Origin of the sequence: Microvirga calopogonii (genome assembly GCF_003347665.1) — a bacterium.
GTDB lineage: Bacteria > Pseudomonadota > Alphaproteobacteria > Rhizobiales > Beijerinckiaceae > Microvirga > Microvirga calopogonii.
Genome location: NZ_QDGA01000002.1, coordinates 280,036 through 294,657, shown reverse-complemented (window position 1 = coordinate 294,657; position 14,622 = coordinate 280,036). Strand labels below are relative to the sequence as shown.

14 protein-coding genes are annotated in these 14,622 nt (G+C 66.5%); 8 read left to right on the top strand and 6 right to left on the bottom strand.

Going from position 1 to position 14,622, the window contains the following annotated elements; translation table 11 throughout:
* The first annotated feature begins 79 nt into the window (after positions 1–79).
* Both DDF70_RS03925 and DDF70_RS03920 read left to right on the top strand, forming a co-directional pair.
* Entirely contained in the window at positions 80–748 is a 669-nt protein-coding gene (locus tag DDF70_RS03925) for a transglutaminase-like cysteine peptidase (RefSeq protein WP_114943544.1), read from the top strand.
* A 106-nt stretch (positions 749–854) separates the two neighbouring features.
* Positions 855–1,826, top strand: coding sequence for a cytochrome c oxidase assembly protein (locus DDF70_RS03920; protein ID WP_114943543.1), 972 nt, complete (start codon positions 855–857; stop codon positions 1,824–1,826).
* A gap of 15 nt (positions 1,827–1,841) precedes the next feature.
* On the opposite strand, the gene DDF70_RS03915 is transcribed toward DDF70_RS03920, so the two are convergent.
* On the bottom strand, positions 1,842–4,157 hold the full coding sequence (locus DDF70_RS03915; protein ID WP_114943542.1) for a heavy metal translocating P-type ATPase: 2,316 nt from the start codon (positions 4,155–4,157) through the stop codon (positions 1,842–1,844).
* A gap of 72 nt (positions 4,158–4,229) precedes the next feature.
* Here DDF70_RS03915 and DDF70_RS03910 point away from each other — a divergent pair, with 72 nt between their 5' ends.
* A complete protein-coding gene (locus DDF70_RS03910) occupies positions 4,230–4,646 on the top strand; it encodes a MerR family transcriptional regulator (protein WP_114943541.1) in 417 nt (138 codons plus the stop codon).
* Between the two features lie 109 nt (positions 4,647–4,755).
* On the opposite strand, the gene DDF70_RS03905 is transcribed toward DDF70_RS03910, so the two are convergent.
* The gene (locus DDF70_RS03905) at positions 4,756–5,772 is read right to left on the bottom strand and encodes an LLM class flavin-dependent oxidoreductase (protein WP_114943540.1); all 1,017 of its coding nucleotides are present in this window, start codon (positions 5,770–5,772) and stop codon (positions 4,756–4,758) included.
* Positions 5,773–6,072: 300 nt separating this feature from the next.
* Here DDF70_RS03905 and DDF70_RS03900 point away from each other — a divergent pair, with 300 nt between their 5' ends.
* The 5 genes from DDF70_RS03900 to DDF70_RS03880 all read left to right on the top strand — a co-directional run bounded on the left by DDF70_RS03900 (position 6,073) and on the right by DDF70_RS03880 (position 11,259).
* Positions 6,073–7,245 (top strand): AraC family transcriptional regulator, encoded by a 1,173-nt coding sequence (locus tag DDF70_RS03900; RefSeq protein WP_114943644.1) that lies wholly within the window; start codon positions 6,073–6,075, stop codon positions 7,243–7,245.
* Between the two features lie 132 nt (positions 7,246–7,377).
* Positions 7,378–8,139: a DUF2092 domain-containing protein gene (locus DDF70_RS03895; RefSeq protein WP_245435359.1), complete on the top strand. Its 762-nt coding sequence runs from the start codon at positions 7,378–7,380 to the stop codon at positions 8,137–8,139.
* Positions 8,136–8,435 carry a hypothetical protein gene (locus tag DDF70_RS03890; RefSeq protein WP_114943539.1) on the top strand — a complete coding sequence of 100 codons (300 nt, stop codon included), beginning with the start codon at positions 8,136–8,138 and terminating at the stop codon, positions 8,433–8,435. Before DDF70_RS03895 ends, DDF70_RS03890 begins: the two co-directional genes overlap by 4 nt.
* Before the next feature lie 22 nt (positions 8,436–8,457).
* Complete coding sequence (locus tag DDF70_RS03885; RefSeq protein WP_114943538.1) at positions 8,458–10,629, top strand: mechanosensitive ion channel family protein; 2,172 nt, start codon at positions 8,458–8,460, stop codon at positions 10,627–10,629.
* Positions 10,630–10,785: 156 nt separating this feature from the next.
* Positions 10,786–11,259, top strand: coding sequence for a helix-turn-helix domain-containing protein (locus DDF70_RS03880; RefSeq protein WP_245435358.1), 474 nt, complete (start codon positions 10,786–10,788; stop codon positions 11,257–11,259).
* Positions 11,260–11,397: 138 nt separating this feature from the next.
* Here DDF70_RS03880 and DDF70_RS03875 read toward each other — a convergent pair whose 3' ends face one another.
* The 4 genes from DDF70_RS03875 to DDF70_RS03860 all read right to left on the bottom strand — a co-directional run bounded on the left by DDF70_RS03875 (position 11,398) and on the right by DDF70_RS03860 (position 14,611).
* Positions 11,398–11,691 (bottom strand): hypothetical protein, encoded by a 294-nt coding sequence (locus DDF70_RS03875; RefSeq protein ID WP_114943537.1) that lies wholly within the window; start codon positions 11,689–11,691, stop codon positions 11,398–11,400.
* A gap of 166 nt (positions 11,692–11,857) precedes the next feature.
* Positions 11,858–12,148 carry a hypothetical protein gene (locus DDF70_RS03870; RefSeq protein WP_114943536.1) on the bottom strand — a complete coding sequence of 97 codons (291 nt, stop codon included), beginning with the start codon at positions 12,146–12,148 and terminating at the stop codon, positions 11,858–11,860.
* 110 nt (positions 12,149–12,258) lie between these two features.
* A complete protein-coding gene (locus DDF70_RS03865) occupies positions 12,259–13,536 on the bottom strand; it encodes an MGH1-like glycoside hydrolase domain-containing protein (protein WP_114943535.1) in 1,278 nt (425 codons plus the stop codon).
* 25 nt (positions 13,537–13,561) lie between these two features.
* Positions 13,562–14,611: an ABC transporter ATP-binding protein gene (locus DDF70_RS03860; protein ID WP_114943534.1), complete on the bottom strand. Its 1,050-nt coding sequence runs from the start codon at positions 14,609–14,611 to the stop codon at positions 13,562–13,564.
* Positions 14,612–14,622 lie beyond the last annotated feature (11 nt).

The following is a 14,622-nucleotide window of genomic DNA, read 5'->3' as shown; positions in this document are numbered from 1 at the left end:
TTAACTCTTGCCTTGAATTCGCCATTCCCGCCGTGCCAATAAAGATGAACAAATCCTTAACGGCACAGCGGTGGGGGCAATGCGGCAACCTCTCTTCGGGCTTCTGAACGTCCGGCCTTTTTTCAAGAGCACGTTCCGTCTCGCTGCTGTTTCCCTCGCCATCGCATGCGGTGCCGCGGTCGCACAGGCTCAGACCCAGACAGGGAGCATCCTGCCGGGCTCCTCGCAGCCCGTCGCGCAGGTCGGCATGGCAAAGCCGATCATGGGCTGGATTCGTTTCTGCGAGCAGTACCCCGAGGAATGCCGGGTCGACCCGTCCGAGCCGGCAACCATTCAGCTGGGCGCCAAGGAATGGCAGACGATCGTGCGCGTCAACCAGCAGGTCAATGCGGCCATCAAGCCCAAGACCGACATGGACCATTGGGGCGTCGAGGACCGCTGGGACTTCGCCGAGGACGGTTACGGCGACTGCGAGGACTACCAGCTCGTCAAGCGCAAGCGCCTGGTCGAGGCCGGCTTTCCCCGCCGCGCACTGCGCATGACCGTGGTGATCGACGAGGAAGGTGCTGGCCATGCGGTCATGATGGTGCGTACCAACCGCGGCGACTTCATTCTCGACAACAAGCGCAATGCCGTCCTGCCCTGGCACAGGACGGGCTACACCTACATCAAGCGCGAGGGCGACCAGAGCATGGCCTGGGCCTCGCTCGGCGGTCAGGTCTCGCCGACCATGACGGCGAACCAGTAAGCGCGACACGCTTTCCTCGATCCATCTCCGGCGCGGGGCAGACCTTCCGAGAGAACAAAGCCGCCCGACCGCAGTTGTCACTGCGGAGCTTGTTCGGGAGGGGCATATGTCCGGATTCTGGGTCAAGGCATCGATGCGAATTGGCCTTTACGGCGCCGGAGCCGTCGTCCTCTCGGCGGGCTCCGCAGCGGCTGCTGAACCCGAACTCCCGTTGGGACTGCTGACCCTGTGCCTTGCGACGCTGCCCGAGACCAGGCCGGAGCAGGTCTGGTCATCCTGGAGCCTCTCGCCCGTGATCGTGCTGCCGCTGGCCCTAGCCGCAGCGCTCTATGGTCGCGGGTTGCGCATCCTGGACGAAAATGCCCGGCCCTCCCTGACCCAGCGCGTCCTGTTTGCCGCCGGTATCGCGTGCCTGGTGGTCGCGCTGGTCTCGCCGCTGTGCCGGATGGCCGCGACCCTCGCCTGGGCCCACATGGTCCAGCACGTCCTGCTCGTCGCCGGGGCTCCGCTGCTCCTGGCCTTGAGCTGCCCCGGCCGTGTTCTGCTCGCAGCCTTGCCGGTCCGTCTTCGCGTGTGGATCGAGGCCATGCGGACGGACGGGCCGGCATCGCAGCCCTATGCCTCTCTCCTCGCCGGCTTCGTTCTCTACGGCGCGAATATCTGGTTCTGGCATGTCCCCGCGCTCTATCAGGGTGCCCTGCTGAATGCCGGCCTCCATGTGCTCATGGTTGCAGTGCTGCTGGCGGTGAGCCTGCTCTTCTGGCACGTGATCCTGGAGACCTACCGGGTTCCGGGTCCGGGTTCCGGACTGGCCGCCGCGCTTCTTTTCTTCACGTTCCTGCACACCGCCGTTCTCGGCCTGCTCCTCGCCGTCTCGCCGCAGGTCTGGTACCCGCTGATGGCGCTCCGCAGCGCCGCTTGGGGCCTGCTGCCCATCGATGACCAGAGGCTCGCCGGGCTAATCATGTGGATCCCCATGGGAGGGGTCTATTTCGCCACGGCCCTCGTCATCATGGGGCGTCTCATCAGCGGCTCCAGCCGGGCCCCCGAAGCGGCGGCTTCAGCCGGAACCGAGTGAGCGCGTTCGGCTCCGTCAGGTCCGTCCTCCAGCGGCGAGCAGGCGCATGGCATTGGCCGTGACCAGCACCGTCGCGCCGGTGTCGGCGAGAATGGCCGGCCACAGACCGGTGATGCCCAGGATGGTGGTCACCAGGAACACCGCCTTGAGCCCGAGCGCGATGGTGATGTTCTGGCGTATGTTGGCCATGGTGTCCCGCGACAGGCGCACCATGCGGGCGATGTCGAGCACGCGCCCGTGCAGCACCGCCGCATCGGCGGTTTCCAGAGCCACGTCCGTGCCGCCGCCCATGGCGATGCCCACATCCGCCGCCGCCAGTCCCGGTGCATCGTTGATGCCGTCGCCGATCTTGGCCACCACATGGCCATTGGCCTGTAGCTCCCGGACGATGGCCTGCTTGTCCTGCGGCAGCAGGTCCGCCCGGGGCTCGATGCCGAGCCCGGCCGCGATGGCCGTCGCCGTGCGCCGGTTGTCGCCGGTGACCATGAGGGTGTCGACTCCCGCCCGCTTCAGGGCTTCGAGCCCTTCCTTCGCATCGGGGCGGGGCTCGTCGCGCATGGCGATCACCCCGGCGACCTGATCGCCCGCGAGCAGCACCGAGACGGACTTGCCCTCGTCGTTCAGCCCGGTGATCAGCGCCGTCTGTGCCGACGTGAGCGCAACCTGCTCGCCGGCGGCCTTGGGCGAGCCGAGGAAAAGCGCGATGCCCCCGACGCTGCCCGTCACGCCCTTGCCGCCGACGGCACCCGCATTGGCCGCAGGCGGCACCGGAACGCCGGACTCCGCGGCCTTCGCCAGGATCGCCGTGGCGAGCGGATGGCTCGATCCAGTCTCCAGGGCAGCAGCCAGCGACAAGACCTCGCGCTCCGAGCGCCCGATAGGGATTACGTCCGTCACCTTGGGCTTGCCCTCGGTCAGGGTACCGGTCTTGTCCAGCGCCGCCACGGTGATCGTGCCCAGCGTCTCCAGCACGGCCCCGCCCTTCATGAGCAGGCCGCGGCGGGCGCCGGCCGCAAGGCCGGCCGCGATGGCTGCGGGCGTCGAAATCACGAGAGCGCAGGGGCAGCCGATCAGCAGGATCGCCAGGCCCTTGTAGATCCACTCGCCCCAGGAGGCGCCAAGGAGCAGCGGTGGCATGACGGCGACGAGCGCGCCGACCACGAGGACGGCAGGCGTGTAGTAGCGCGAGAAGCGGTCGATGAAGCGCTCGGTCGGGGCCTTGCTCTCCTGCGCCTCCTCCACGAGGCGCACGATACGCGCGATGGTGTTGTCCTGGGCTGTGGCCGTCACGCGCACGCGCAGGGCGCCGTCGCCGTTGATCGTCCCGGCGAAGACAGTCTCGCCCTCGCCCTTGCGTTTGGGCACGCTCTCGCCGGTGACCGGCGCCTCGTCGACGGCGCTTTCGCCAGACACGATCTCGCCATCGGCGGGCACCCGGTCGCCTGGGCGGACGAGGATGACGGAGCCGACCGTCAGACTTTCGGCCGGGATCTCTTCGGTCGTGCCGTTGCGTTCGATCAAGGCCGTCTTGGGCACCAGCTTGGTCAGGTTCTGGATGCTGGCCCGGGCCCGGCCCGCGGCGACTCCTTCCAGCAGCTCGCCGACCAGGAACAGGAACACCACCATGGCCGCCTCCTCGGTGGCTCCGATGATCACCGCGCCGACGGCCGCGATGGTCATGAGCATCTCGATGGAGAACGGAGTGCCGAAGCGGGCCGCCACGAGCGCGCGCCGGGCGATCGGCACGAGGCCGACCGCCATGGCAAGGACGAAGGCCCAATGCCCGGTCTGCGGCAGGAGCCGGCCGACGAGGTAGGCGGCCACGAGCGCCAGGCCGCAGGCGAGGGTCAGCAGGCCGCGCGGGCTCCTCCACCATGGACCGTCGCTGGGACCATGATCGTGCAGGTGACCGTGCAGGCCGGCGGAAGCTTCGTGATCGTGACCGTGCTTGTGACCATGATCATGATGGTGATCGTGGCCCTCATGACCGTGATCGCAGCCGGGACCATGCACGTGTCCATGGCCATGGTCGGCCTTCGCAGAGGCCTTGGCGTCCGCAGGACCTTGCCCGGTGACCCTGTAGCCCAGCGTCGTGATCTGCTTTGCAAGAGCGGCCGGGACGACCGTATCGTCATGGGCAACGATCACGGTTCCGGCCGGAACCGACACGTTCACATCGGCCACGCCGGGGTTGCGCCGCAGGGCCGTGTCGATCTTGGCCGCGCAGGAGGCGCAATCCATGCCCGAGACGCGGTAGCGGGTGCGCTGCCCCGTCGGCGCGGACCCGGCTTCGCCCCCATGGCCGCCGGGCAGATTGGATGCCTCAGGCATGACAAACCTCTTCACTTCGATTCGGGCGGAGCCTACATCCTCTAGCGGCTAGAGGTTCAAGAGGTTTCTTTCATGTCCCTGACGATCGGCGAGCTGTCGCGGCAGACTCGGGTGAAGGTGCCAACCATCCGATATTACGAGCAGATCGGCCTGCTGGCCGAGCCGAGCCGGACGGAAGGCCAGCAGCGGCGCTATGGCACGGGCGATGTCCGCAGGCTCAACTTCATCCGCCATGCCCGCGAGCTCGGGTTCGAGGTTGAGGCCATCCGACAGTTTCTTGATCTCACGAGCGCACCCGACCGCGCCTGCGGCGAGGTGCACGAGATCACCAAGGCTCATCTCGACGAGGTCAACGACAAGATCGCCCGCCTCACGGCCCTGCGCGATGAGCTCGAGGCCATGGTCGCATGCGACCACCGGAGGATCTCCGAATGCCGCATCATCGAGGTGCTTGCCGACCACGGGCAGTGCCGGCACGAGCGGCATTGAAGCATCGAACGCAAAAGTGGGAACGGGTTTTGCGTGAAAAGATGCCATAAACTAAACACTTGGAGCATCGTGCCGGCCCGACAGGAGACTTTGCCTTCGAGCCCGATCCTCAACGCCAGCCCAGGGCCGGGGCCACGTGTTTCAGGATGGCCTCGATGACATGGGCGTTGTACGCGACGCCGAGCTGGTTCGGCACGGTCAGGAGCAGCGTATCGGCCTCGGCAATCGCCTCGTCAGCCTTGAGTTCCTCGACGAGCCTGTCCGGCTCCGCCGCGTAGGAGCGGCCGAAGATCGCCCGCATGTTATCGATGAGGCCGATCTGGTCGCCGTCCTTGCCGTGCCCGAAATAGGCGCGGTCGAGGTCGTTCACGAGCGCGAAGATCGACCGCGAGACCGAGACGCGGGGCTCGCGGGCATGTCCCGCCTCCTTCCAGGCTTCCCGGTAGCGGCGGATCTGCTTGGCCTGCTGGACGTGGAAGGGTTCGCCCGTTTCGTCCTCCTTCAGGGTCGAGCTCTGGAGGTTCATGCCCTGCTGTGCGGCCCATACCGCCGTTCCGTTGGACGCGGATCCCCACCAGATGCGCTCTCGCAGGCCTTCCGAATGCGGCTCGAGGCGCAGCAGGCCGGGCGGGTTGGGGAACATCGGGCGCGGATTCGGCTCGGCGAAGCCCTCGCCCTTGAGGACGTTCAGAAGCACTTCCGTATGCTGGCGGGCCATGTCGGCATCGCTTTGGCCTTCTTCGGGCCTATAGCCGAAGTAGCGCCAGCCATCGATCACCTGTTCGGGCGAGCCGCGGCTGATGCCGAGCTGGAGACGCCCGCCGCTGATCAGGTCGGCCGAGCCCGCGTCCTCGGCCATGTAGAGCGGGTTCTCGTAGCGCATGTCGATGACGGCGGTGCCGATCTCGATGCGGCTCGTCCTCGCGCCGACCGCCGCGAGCAGCGGGAAGGGCGAGGCGAGCTGGCGCGCGAAATGATGGACGCGGAAATAGGCGCCGTCCGCGCCGAGCTCCTCGGCCGCGACGGCAAGGTCGATGGATTGGAGAAGGGTGTCGCGGGCCGAGCGCGTCTGCGACTGCGGCGAGGGTGACCAATGCCCGAACGAGAGAAAGCCGATCTTCTTCATGAGGCGGTCCTATGCAAATGCCGTGTGTCGGTTCGGCAAGGGAAAAGGCAGGCGGCCGTTCGTGCCGAAGCCCTCCTATGAGAAACACTCCTATGGGACTTCCCATGGCAGATCAATCTTGACGCGAATGCGCTCCAAGGAGCGGAGCATCGGCCCGCATGGGACAAGTCACGTCCGCGATTGAGCCGCAATCACCGGCTAGTTTATGTTAAATTGATCTTGGTCAAAGCGTCGGTGTTTGGAAGGATCGACTGTGCGGTCCTGAGGCACGTATCAGAACTCTGCGAGAAGGCCATTGCGATGACCAACAACATCGGGCCTGCGCTCAAGGGTAAGAGCAACGGTCAGGAACGGCCCATATCGCTCTCGTCCACGGTTCCGGCGGGATTGGGTCGCATGCTTCCGCCCGGCTACATTCATCTGGGTGTTGCTAAGGAAATCGCCCCGACCCTGCGCGGTTTCGGCATCGATCCGGCTCCCGTCATCCGTGAAGCGGGACTCGATCCGGCCCTCTTTGACGACGGTGCGAACATCATTCCTCACGCGGCTCTGGGCCGGCTTCTCACCTTAAGCGTCGCTCGTACTCATTGCCCGCATTTCGGGTTTCTGGCCGGCCGGCACGCCACGATCCTGTCATTGGGACTGGTCGGCCGCCTGATGCAGCATTCCGAGACCGTCGGGGATGCCTTGCGGGCGCTCGTGTCGAACCTGTGCATCCAGAACCGGGGCGCCGTGCCCTCGCTCACGGTCAGCGACGGCATGGCACTGCTCACCTTCTCGATCTACCAGCCCGAGGCCGAGAGCGCGGATCAGATCTCGGACGGATCCCTTGCTGTGGCGGTCAACGCCTTGCGCACCTTGCGCGGAGCGGACTGGAACCCGGCCGAGGTGCTGCTGCCCCGTGCCGCCCCTGCGGACCAGGAACCGTACCGGCGCCATTTCCGGTCCCCTGTCCGGTTCAATCAGGAGAGCGCCACCCTGGTTTTCCCGGCGCATGATCTTGACCATCGGATCGACGGCGCCGATCCGATGGTGCGGGAGGTGCTGGAGGAGCGAATCCGGCAGATGAAGCTCGCCCAGGGCCGCGAGTTTTCGGACGATATCCGGCGGCTGCTGCGGACGCGGCTGACGAGCGCCCGCTGCTCGGCCGAGGACATCGCCGAGACGCTGGCCATGCATCGTCGGACGCTGAGCCGCAGATTGAAGGACAGCGGCATGGGTTATCGGGCGATCGCCAACGAGATCCGGTTCGAGATCGCCCGGCAATTGCTGCAGGACACCGAGGTGCCCCTCGGGCAGATCGCGGCGGCGCTGGGCTATTCGGAAGCCAGCGCCTTCACCCGGGCCTTCCGGCGCTGGTCGGGCCGGACGCCCAAGGCCTGGCGGGCCGACGGCCGCGTCGACCCTGCGGCCCAAACTGTCAACGGATTGTCCTCACGGGTCAAGCATGGAGCGCCCGGGAGCCTACAGTGATCCACGCGGGCTGCTGATCTCATGGAGCGAGCATGGGTGATCCTGCTGCTTCATTGCGGCAAGGCCAGGGAGGAGCATACCATGATGCGAAGGATGTTCTCTTGTTCGGACGCCGCGCTCAGAAAGTCCGCATTGAGCCTTCTCACCGCCATGGCCCTTGCAGGGGCTCCTGCTCCGGCCGCGTGGGCGGAGGACGGTGACGCCCAGGGCATTCTCAAGGCCATGGCGGATTACGTCAGTCGACAGGAGAACCTGTCCCTGAAGTACGATGCGGATATCGAGGTGGTGACCCCGGCGGTCGAGAAGATCCAGTTCAGCGCCTCGGGCGACGTTGCCCTGAGCCGGCCGAACAGGTTCCGCATCAGCCGCACCGGCGGTTATGCCGATGTCGAGCTCATCTCGGACGGCACCAACGTGACAATCTATGATCGCGGCGGCAACCGGTTCGCCCAGGTGGCCGGATCCACCTCCTTCGACGAGGCCGTCGACAGGCTCCGCAGCGAGGCGTCGCTCGAACTTCCGGGCGCCGATCTCCTGCTGGCGAAGCCCTACGACGAGCTGATGGCGGGGGTGTTGGAGGCCAAGCACATCGGCCGTGGCGTCGTCGAGGGGGTCGAGTGCGAGCATCTCGCCTTCCGCAATCTCGACACCGACTGGCAGATCTGGGTCGAGGTCGGCGACAAGCCGGTGCCGCGCAAATACGTCATCACCAGCAAGGCGGTCGGGGCCGCACCGCAGTACACGCTGCGGCTCAGGGACTGGAAGACCGGCGTCACTCCCGCCCCGGATGCATTCGCGTTCAAGCCGCCGGAAGGTTCCAGCGGAGTTGCCATTACCGTCCTCAAGGACATCGATGAAATCCCGGCCGGCGTCGTTCCCGGAGGTACGAAATGAGCATCCTCAAGCAAGTGAGCCTTGCGGCGCTCGCCCTTGCGGCCGGTGGAGCAGGCCTGCTCTGGAGCGGCGATGCATCCGTTTCATCAGGCTCGTTCATCAGCCAGGCTGAAGCCAGGATCGGACGCCCGGCGACGCCGATGAGCTATGCCGGCGTGGCTCGCCGGACCACCCGCAGATCCGTTGCCTACGGGGCGGCGGCCGGCGCGGCGGCGGCAGGGACCTACTATTACGCCGCTCCCGGCTGCCAGCAGGTCGTGAACGCCTACGGCCAGATCGTCTACCGGTGCCCGTAACCAGTTCTGATCGGAGCGGACCATGAGCGCGAGACCACCCCGGACCCTGCTCGCTGCTCTATGGGGCTTGACGGTTCTGATCCTCGTTCAGGCGGGCCTTGGCCCGGCCCGGGCCCAGGCCGATCCAGCCCCGCCTGCGCCACCGCAGGTTCAGGAACTTCTACGACTTCTGGAAGACCCAACCACACGGGCGTGGATCGACCGGCAGGCACGACCGCCGCCGCCCCCGGCCGCGGAGGCGGCACAACAGCCGCAGGACATGAATTCAGAGCTGATGGCGAGGCGCGTCGAGGCGCTGCGGACGCATCTCGCCTCCCTGGCGGCGGCGGTGCCCCGTCTTCCCCACGAGGCCAGGCAGGCGGCGGATCTGCTGTCGCAGGAGCTTCAGAGCCGGTCCGCCGTCGACGTCGTCCTCCTCGTCCTCGGCTTCCTGATCCTCGGTGCCGGGGCCGAATGGATCTTCAGAAGGATCACGGCATCGGCCGGCGAGCGGATCGTTTCACAGCCGGTGCGAACGGCCAACGACCGGCTGAGGATGATCGGCTGGCGTCTGGGGTTCGGTCTGGCTCATGTGGCGATCTTCGGGTTGGGGAGCATCGGGGCGTTCCTTGTCTTCGACTGGCCGCCCCTGCTCAGGCGCATCGTGCTCGCCTATCTTGTCGCGGCACTCCTGCTGCGGATTGCCTTGCTGATCAGCCGGGTGCTGCTCTCGCCCCGGGCGATCGGCCCTTACGATCCCGAAGTCCTTCGGGTCGTTCCCATGACCGACGAGGCGGCCCGCTTCTGGCACCGCCGCATCGTGCTGTTCGTCGGCTGGTTCGCGTTCGGCTGGGCCACTGTGGAATCGGTGAGCACACTCGGGTTCTCGCCCGACGGCCGCAGGGTGGTCGCGTATGCCTTGGGAATCGGTCTTCTGGTCCTGGCGGTCGAGGCCGTCTGGCGATGGCCGTCTCCTCCTGTGGTCGTGCCGGAGGCATCGAGGCACCCAGCACGGCATCACACGATCGGGACGTGGTTGCTGTCGCTCTACCTCGTTCTGCTGTGGGGATTATGGGTCGCCGGCCTGATGGGTCTGTTCTGGCTGTTGGCGGTGGCCGCCCTCCTGACACAGGCGATAAAGATCACCAGAGACGCCGCCCGCCACCTGCTGCGGTCACCGGAAGGTCCTGAGACCGTCCACAGCCACGAACTCTGGGCCGTCTATCTCGATCGGGGCATACGGGTCCTTCTGATCGTCGGGGCGGCGTTGTTCCTCACATGGGCATGGGGGATCGATCCGGGCGAGATGACCAGCCGCGACACCGTCGTCACGCGTCTCATCCGGGGGGCGCTCAGCAGCATCGTGATCCTGCTGGTGGCCGACCTCCTCTGGCAGGTCGTGAAGACGCAGATCGACCGCAAGCTGGCGCGCCTGCAGAACGGGGCAGCTCCTGGGAGCGAAGAAGCCTTGCGCCAGGCACGGGTTCGAACGCTTCTGCCGATGCTCCGAATGGCCGCGTTCATCGTTCTGGCGACCGTTGCCGTGCTCATGGCGCTCTCGGCGCTGGGGGTGGAGATCGGTCCGCTCGTCGCGGGCGCAGGCATCTTCGGCGTTGCCGTGGGGTTCGGGTCGCAGACCCTGGTGAAAGACATCATCAGCGGCATCTTCTACCTGCTCGACGACGCTTTCCGGGTCGGCGAGTACATCCAGAGCGGCTCCTACAAGGGCACCGTGGAGAAGCTGGGATTCCGCTCCGTGAAGCTGCGGCACCATCGCGGGCCTATCTTCACGGTCCCTTACGGTCAGCTCGGGGCGGTGGAGAACATGAGCCGCGACTGGGTCATCGACAAGATGACCATCAGTGTCACCTACGATACCGACCTCGACAAGGCGAAGAAGATCATCAAGCAGGTGGGCAAGGAACTGGCGGCGGATCCGGAATGCGCCCCCAACATCATCGAGCCGTTGAAGATGCAGGGCGTGGAGCAGTTCGGCGACTTCGCCATCCAGCTGCGCATGAAGATGATGACCCGTCCGGGCGAGCAGTTCGTGATCCGGCGCAAGGCCTTTGGGATGCTCAAGAAGGCTTTCGACGAGAATGGCATCGAGTTCGCATTTCCGACCGTCCAGGTGGCGGGCCGAGGAGATGTCGAGCCGGCCGCCGCCCGGCAGATGCTCACGCTCGTCAAGGGCAAGCCGGAAGAGGGCGGTTAGAGCATCGGCCCCAAAAGTCGCCCCGCTTATGGGGATCCAAGCCGATGCGCCGCTCCTTGAATAGCGCATCGTGCGGACCCGGACGGCAGCGCGCGTGTGGTCCCAAGTGTCAAGAGGAAGTCACAAGCGGTCAAGCAGGCCGATTCGGGAGCGGCCATGATGGCGCTATTCGGCGGCGGCAGGGCTGCCGGAGAGGCGGAGGGGATCATGGAGATGTCATCCACCCGCAGGACAGACGAGACACCGCCGGGCCACGGCTCCGGCCCCCTTACCGACGATCTGCGGCGGGTGCTCCGCACCGAGCTGCTCAGGGACAGTTGTTCCGCCGCTGCCGTCGCCCGCCTGTTCTCGATGCACCGTCGCACCATGAGCCGGCACCTGCGCACGGAGGGCCTCGCCTTCCGCCAAGTGGCCAATGAGGTGCGCTTCGAGATCGCGTGCGAGCTCCTGGAGAACACCGACATGGCGGTGAACCAGATTGCCGCGGTCCTGAGGTATTCCGAACTCAGCGCCTTCACCCGTGCTTTTCGGCGTTGGGCCGGGCAGACGCCGTCGGCTTGGCGCGCCAAGCACTCCCGCGCCGGAGATTCCTCGAAACCCGACATCCGGCAGCTCAAGACGGCCGAATGAACCATGCTGTTCGCCCGTCGGGCGAAAAGGAGACCCGGTTCTCACTGACGCGGCGCTCCGGGCCCGCACGGCGCTCCTAGCCGCGCGGGGCAGGCATCATTGGACCTGAAAGAGGCTGTCCTCGGTTGAAGACGGCTCTCAGTCGTCCCACAAATCCCTCGGGCCTTGCTTGCAGCGGTATCCGACGAAACACCACGGCGTGTCGCGGCTCGGGACGAAGGCCTGCTGGGCGTATTCGCCGATCGCGCAGAACGTTTCGTCGCGCACGAACCGGTCGTAAGTCTGGCCGCCGGTTCCCAGGACGATAGCTCCTCGCGCAAACACCAATTGCTGGCTGGCACCGCAGGGAGCAGCCAGCGTCGACGGACGCGGCTGGGCCTGCGCGCCGGTCAGGAAGGCGGACGACATCAACACAATCACGGCTCGCTTCATGGGCGGCCTCCTGCCTCGTTGCGGTCGCATGGCGGAGTGACCCTGGAACGTTCCCTATCGGGCGGCTCCGCTGCTCAGTCTCTATATCTGGTGCATCGTTCTTCGCGGAAAACCGGGTCCACGTTTCATTGGCGTAGTCCTCTCGTCCGCGCGATGCTCCAGGCCCTCACCGGCCGTTATCGATCTCGAGGGAACGGCAAACTCCTCCAATATGGCATTGGGCGACGTCGGCCGTTCTCACCCAGGCCGGCTGTGCCGTTTCCGGAAGAGCGCAGAAACTCGAATCCCTGACATAGCGGTCGTAGGTCGTCGGTCCGGTGCGGAGCACGACGGCGCCTCGCGAGGCAACGATCCCCCTGGCCGCGGCACAGGTCATGGTCAGGGTTGTGGCTCCCGTCTGGGCTGTCGCACCCGTCACGAAGCCGGCCATGACAATCGACAGAAGAACTGGCTTCATCGCTTTCCTGCACTCCGTTGATCATCATAGTGCGGACGAACGCCGTCGCTTGATGAAACGGGACAGCCCTTGACAGTTTGAGCCGCAGGGCTGTGCGCACAAGCGGACGGTCAGATCCGCCGGCCGAGCACCATGTAGGCGGCGGCGGTCCAGGAGAAGGTGTCGCCGCCCAGGCCCTCGCCCGTGGTCGGGTCGAAGTACTCGCAGAAGCCGGCGCCCTCGATGGCCTGGACGGTCGTCCGCTCGATCCGGCGGGCGAGATCCTCGGATCCGTTCAGGCGCAGGCCGTCGCAGATGAGCCAGTTGACGACGGCCCAGACCGGCCCGCGCCAATAGCGCTTCGGCTCGAAGGCGGGCGAGAAGGACGGTGCCGAGGGAACGCCGACGACCATGCCGGAGAGCCAGCGCTCGACCTCCGCCACGACGGCTGTCCGCTGCCGGTCGTCGAGCGTCAACGCAACGAGTGGAATGAAACCCGCCTGCGTCGGCGTTTCGATGTCCTTTCCAGAGACGAGGTCGAGATTGACGAAGCGCGAGAGTTCGGGCCGCCAGCGGCGGGCGAGACCGGCGAGCAGCCTCTCGTGCATGCGCGAGAGCTCGGCCTTCTCCTCGTCCGTTCCCACGGTCTCGGCCAGGTGCATGAGGTCGGCCGTCGCGCGCGCCAGAATGGCCGTCATCTGCACGTCGGCCACCTTGAAGGGGGCTGCCGCCCATTGCCGCCTGGGGTCCCAGCCGCACTCCCGGTAGGTGTCGACCAGATGGATGAAGCGCTGGTAATCCTCGTCGCGCGGACGCATGGAAGCGTCTACGTGGCCCGTGTCCTTGCGGCGGATCGCGGTCGTCGTGGTGGTCGGTACGCGGGCCAGTGCCTCGTCCCACGCCGGCGAGTTGTCGCTTCCGCTCTCCCAGGGGTGAAGGATCGACACGAGGCCGAGCCCTTCCGGATCGCGCGCGGTCAGCCACCAGCGATGCGAGCGCAAGGCGGCCTGGTACAGCGGCTTCGTCCGCTCCGTTGCACCGGTCGTGCCGCTTGCGAGAGCCGCCTCATGGACATGGCGCAGGGCCATGCCGAAGACTGCCGGCTGCGTGATGCCCGAAGTCGGAACCCGATGGCGCGTGCCCCACACGTCCGGGCCGGGAAAATAGGTATCGCTCGGCGCATGGAACACGATGTGCGGGATCATGCCGTCATCCCATTGGCCTTCGATCAGCCGCTCCAGTTCCCGATAGGCGCGGTCCACGTCGAAGATCGCAAAGCCCATGGCCACGAAGGCGGAATCCCAGTTCCACTGGAACGGATAGAGCCGGTCGGTGGGCACCGTGTAACCGCCGCGATCGTTGCGCGCGAGAATGGCGCGCGCGGCCTCTTCCTTCGGAAGCATGGTCATCTCAAATGTCCTTCGATTCGAAAATTCAGGCCCGGGCGAGGGCACGTCCGGTGGTGCTGTCGATCCATGTCACGCGCGCGGGATCGACGGTCAGTCCCACGCGCTCGCCGGCATTCACCTTCGCCGTCGGTGGCGCCACGATGCGGGCGAGCTGGCCGTCGATGGCGCCGGTGAGGAGCAGGTGCGAGCCCATCGGCTCGACGACGCGCACGTCGAAGGGGATGCCCGAGCCGTTTGCACTGAGGCTCGCATCCTCGCCGCGCAGACCGAGCTCCAGGCTCTCGGCCGTCGCAGGGCAGGGCAGGGCCGCGTCGCCGATCCGCGCGGTGCCGTGGCTCGACTGGACCTTGATGAAATTCATGGGTGGCGAGCCGATGAAGCCACCGACGAAGCGGGTGGCGGGCGTCGCGTAGATGTCGAGCGGCGAGCCGATCTGCTCGATCTTGCCGCCATACATCACGGCGATGCGGTCGGCGAGGCCCATGGCCTCCGTCTGGTCGTGCGTCACGTAGATCGTCGTCGTCCCGGCTTCGCGCAGAACCGCCTTCAGCTCCGTGCGCATCTCGAGGCGCAGGAGCGCATCGAGATTGGAGAGCGGCTCGTCCATGAGGAGCACGGCCGGCTCGACGGCGAGCGCGCGGGCCACCGCCACGCGCTGGCGCTGCCCCCCTGAGAGTTTCGCCGGATAGCGGTCGAGATAACTCTCGATGTGAAGCAGCGCCGCCGCGCGCTCGACCTTGCGCTTGACCTCCGCCTGCGCGGCCTTCTGCATCCGCAGCCCGAAGGCGACATTCTCGAACACGGTCATGTGCGGGAAGACGGCGTAGTTCTGGAACACCATCGCCAGCCCGCGCTTGCGGGGGCTGAGGTCGCTCACATCCTGACCGCCGATGACGACCCGGCCGGAGCTTTGCGTCTCGAGGCCGGCGATGATGCGCAGCAACGTGGTCTTGCCGCAGCCCGAAGGGCCGAGCAGGGCCACGAACTCGCCGTCCTTCACGGTGAGCGAGACTTCCTGCAGGGCGCGGAAGGAGCCGAACTCCTTGACGACGCGATCGATGACGATGTCAGCCATGAGGTGATCCG

Coding starts and splice junctions, on each gene's coding strand:
- DDF70_RS03920 (WP_114943543.1), top strand. CDS start 855: ATGTCCGGATTCTGGGTCAAGGCATCGATGCGAATTGGCCTTTACGGC.
- DDF70_RS03915 (WP_114943542.1), bottom strand. CDS start 4,157: ATGCCTGAGGCATCCAATCTGCCCGGCGGCCATGGGGGCGAAGCCGGG.
- DDF70_RS03875 (WP_114943537.1), bottom strand. CDS start 11,691: ATGAAGCGAGCCGTGATTGTGTTGATGTCGTCCGCCTTCCTGACCGGC.
- DDF70_RS03900 (WP_114943644.1), top strand. CDS start 6,073: ATGACCAACAACATCGGGCCTGCGCTCAAGGGTAAGAGCAACGGTCAG.
- DDF70_RS03890 (WP_114943539.1), top strand. CDS start 8,136: ATGAGCATCCTCAAGCAAGTGAGCCTTGCGGCGCTCGCCCTTGCGGCC.
- DDF70_RS03860 (WP_114943534.1), bottom strand. CDS start 14,611: ATGGCTGACATCGTCATCGATCGCGTCGTCAAGGAGTTCGGCTCCTTC.
- DDF70_RS03880 (WP_245435358.1), top strand. CDS start 10,786: ATGATGGCGCTATTCGGCGGCGGCAGGGCTGCCGGAGAGGCGGAGGGG.
- DDF70_RS03905 (WP_114943540.1), bottom strand. CDS start 5,772: ATGAAGAAGATCGGCTTTCTCTCGTTCGGGCATTGGTCACCCTCGCCG.
- DDF70_RS03885 (WP_114943538.1), top strand. CDS start 8,458: ATGAGCGCGAGACCACCCCGGACCCTGCTCGCTGCTCTATGGGGCTTG.
- DDF70_RS03910 (WP_114943541.1), top strand. CDS start 4,230: ATGTCCCTGACGATCGGCGAGCTGTCGCGGCAGACTCGGGTGAAGGTG.
- DDF70_RS03865 (WP_114943535.1), bottom strand. CDS start 13,536: ATGACCATGCTTCCGAAGGAAGAGGCCGCGCGCGCCATTCTCGCGCGC.
- DDF70_RS03925 (WP_114943544.1), top strand. CDS start 80: ATGCGGCAACCTCTCTTCGGGCTTCTGAACGTCCGGCCTTTTTTCAAG.
- DDF70_RS03870 (WP_114943536.1), bottom strand. CDS start 12,148: ATGAAGCCAGTTCTTCTGTCGATTGTCATGGCCGGCTTCGTGACGGGT.